The organism is Mycobacterium colombiense, from assembly GCF_003284935.1.
GTDB lineage: Bacteria > Actinomycetota > Actinomycetes > Mycobacteriales > Mycobacteriaceae > Mycobacterium > Mycobacterium arosiense_A.
The window spans coordinates 1-2,972 of the sequence record NZ_QMEV01000139.1 but is presented as its reverse complement, the minus strand read 5'-3'; the positions used below and the strand labels follow the sequence as shown (position 1 = coordinate 2,972).

At 67.3% G+C, this 2,972-nt stretch carries 3 protein-coding genes; 2 read left to right on the top strand and 1 reads right to left on the bottom strand.

Annotation, left to right across the window (positions count from 1 at the left end; genetic code table 11):
* A partial coding sequence (locus tag DQP57_RS26375) for an oxygenase MpaB family protein (RefSeq protein WP_240631901.1) occupies nt 1–634 on the bottom strand: 634 nt, incomplete at its 3' end.
* 191 nt (nt 635–825) lie between these two features.
* On the opposite strand from DQP57_RS26375, the gene DQP57_RS26370 reads away from it, so the two are divergent.
* Both DQP57_RS26370 and DQP57_RS26365 read left to right on the top strand, forming a co-directional pair.
* Entirely contained in the window at nt 826–1,431 is a 606-nt protein-coding gene (locus DQP57_RS26370) for a TetR/AcrR family transcriptional regulator (RefSeq protein ID WP_112635850.1), read from the top strand.
* 40 nt (nt 1,432–1,471) lie between these two features.
* On the top strand, nt 1,472–2,848 hold the full coding sequence (locus DQP57_RS26365; RefSeq protein WP_112635849.1) for an adenylate/guanylate cyclase domain-containing protein: 1,377 nt from the start codon (nt 1,472–1,474) through the stop codon (nt 2,846–2,848).
* Nucleotides 2,849–2,972: the final 124 nt, after the last annotated feature.

Below are 2,972 nucleotides of genomic sequence, written 5' to 3'. Positions count from 1 at the left end.
CGCTTCGACGTACTCCCTGACATGACTCCAACTTTCCCAACAAGTGGAGTCTCCGGACATGCCGGGGCGGTTCATGCCCCCGGTCGCTGACACCGTAGAGGCTGTACCAGAGTTTGCCCTCGTTGAAGATCTGTTCCTTCTCGGCGTGGCTGAGCCGGCGGATGAACATGTCGGTGTTGTAGATGACCTGGTCGACGAAGCTGGCGTGCGCCCAGTAGAACAACTCAGGATTCAGCGCGTGGTATCGCGAGCCGTCGCTGACGGTGCCCTTGATCGTCTTGTGGAAGTCCCGCACCTTGCGGCCCCACTCGTGCGGTTCGTCGGAGTAGACGGTGTTCATCAGGGGCGGCGCGGTCCGCTTGGCCCGGCCGAGCGTGTCGCTGAAGATGACGGAGTGGTCCAGCACGCCCTGGGCGAGCTGCTCGATGCAGTTCTCCACCCCGGCGGTGCGCTGGAACCCGAAGAGCTGGGTGCGGACGTCTCCGTAGAACTTCCAGATCAACGAATCCGGCCCCAGCCGCGGGGAGGCGTCGGCGATCGCGTCGTCGACGGGCATCGGTATCGCCTCGCGGACGCCGGTGTCGAAACGCGGCCCGGCAGTCGCCGCGGCCAACTCGTCGTTCTGGGCGGTCATGCCCACCTCCTCGCCGTACCCGCGCTGGGCGACGGCAATCCATGTGAACCATTGACACAAAGACGTATCTTTGTTCCAAGCGTCTCGAACACTAGCAGGCGCGGGTCGCCGTCGCACCTGCCGAGTCCGGTCTCGATGTCGAAAAAGTCGGCCATGGAGCACGCCGAGGAGTTGATACGATGCCGCCAATCATGCAGTCCGAACCGGGCTCTGCCACTGCCGAGGCGCTCACCGATCTCGATCGCACCATCTTGGACACCGCGCGCAGCGTGTTCGAGACCTACGGCGTGCGCCGCGCCAATATCGACGACGTCGCCGCCCGGGCCGGGGTCAGCCGCAGCACCATCTACCGCCGCTTTCCGACGAAGGAGAACCTGTTCGCCCAGGTGGTGCGGCGTGAGGCCGGCCTGTTCTTCAGCACGCTGGACCAGGCGACCACGGGTTGCGACCCGCAACAGGCGGTGGTCGAGGCGTTCGCGCTCGGCGTCCGCCTGGTGCAGGACTCCGCGCTGTATTCGCGGATCGCCGAAAGCGAACCCGAACTGTTCGGCATGTTCTCCCGGTCGCAGGCCTTCCCGATCCGCCAGTTCGCCGACGGGATCGCCCACACCCTGCGACGCTGCGGCGCCGACCTGGCCGAGGCCGACCTGGACAACATCGCCGACATCCTGCTCCGCGTCGCCCTGGGCATCATCGTCTTCCCGACCGACCGGCTCGACACGTCGGATCCGGCGGCGGTTCGCGACTACGCCGCGCGCTATCTGGTGCCGATCATCAGTCGGCAACCATCCCGCTAACAGACCTCACATTGTCGGCGCCCTGAACTAGCCTTGAGCCGTGGCTGGGAGTTCTGCGGCTCCGCGGACTCGGTACGCCAGTTGCGGCGAGATCGACATCGCCTATCAGGTCTTCGGCGATGGCCCGATGGACCTGCTCATGCTGCCGGGCCCGCTGATCCCGATCGACTGCGTCGACCTCGAGCCCTCGATGTACCGCTTTCATCGTCGGCTCGCGTCGTTCTGCCGGGTGATCCGCTTCGATCAGCGCGGCATCGGCCTGTCCTCGAGGGTTCCCTCCCTCGACATGCTCGGCCCCGAATCGTGGGCCCAGGACGCGCTCGCCGTGATGAACGCCGTCGGCTGCGAGAAAGCCACGATCTTCGCGCCGGGTTTCACCACGCTGGCCGGTGTGGTCCTGGCGGCCGATCACTCCGATCGGGTGAACAGCCTTGTCATTGCCAACGGCGCGGCACGCACGTTGCGCGGTCCCGACTACCCCATCGGCGCCGAACTCGACGACGCCGATCGATTCACCTCGGTCGGGATGGAGCCGGACGCCGTCGAGCAGGGCTTCGACATGCTCGGCATCATCGCCCCCAGCGTCGCGCACGACGACGCATTCCGCTCGTGGTGGGACATGGCCGGCAACCGGGCGGCGTCTCCCAGCATGGCCCGCGCGTTCATCAACAAGGTCAGGCAGGGCGACGTCCGCGACAGGCTGCCGCGCATCGCGGTACCCACGCTGATCGTCCATCGCGACAACCCCGGCTTCAGCCCCGTCGAGCACGCGCACTACCTCGCCGAGCGCATCGCCGGGTCGCGTCTGGTCGAACTGCCCGGCGAGGACGCCCTGTACTGGGTCGGCGACACCGGCCCGATGCTGGACGAGATCGAAGAGTTCATCACCGGAGTGCGCGGCGCTTCCGACGCCGAGCGCCTGCTCACCACCATCGTGTTCACCGACATCGTCGGCTCCACCGAGCGCGCCGCCGCGCTGGGTGACCACCGCTGGCGCGACCTGCTGGACAACCACGACAGGATCGTGCGCCACGAACTGCAGCGCTTCGGCGGTCGCGAAGTCAATACGGCCGGAGACGGTTTCGTTGCGACGTTCAGCAGCCCGAGCGCGGCGATCGCCTGTGCCGACGCCATCGTGGACGCCGTTCATGTGCTGGGCATCGAGGTGCGGGTCGGCATTCACGCCGGCGAGGTCGAGGTGCGCGGCGCGGACGTCGCGGGCATGGCCGTTCACATCGGCGCGCGGGTCGCCGCGCTCGCCGGGCCCAGCGAGGTGCTGGTGTCGTCCACGCTGCGCGACATCGTGACCGGCTCGCGACACAGGTTCGGTGATCGCGGTGAGACCGCGCTCAAGGGCGTGCCCGGTTACTGGCGGCTGTACGCCCTGGTCCGCGAGCACGCCGCCGTCCGGCGGTAGCGGACCGAAAATCGCAGCGGTCGAAGCGTCGGGGCCCGCGGCGTAGGCTGCGGACGGGGACTTTCCGCAGCCGTAGCGTCCCGGCTTTCCGTTCGATTTCTGGCGTCCCGCTTGGTATTTCATC

Bases quoted from the DNA above. Each gene is read 5' to 3' on its own strand.
- DQP57_RS26370 (WP_112635850.1), top strand. From the start codon at position 826: ATGCAGTCCGAACCGGGCTCTGCCACTGCCGAGGCGCTCACCGATCTC.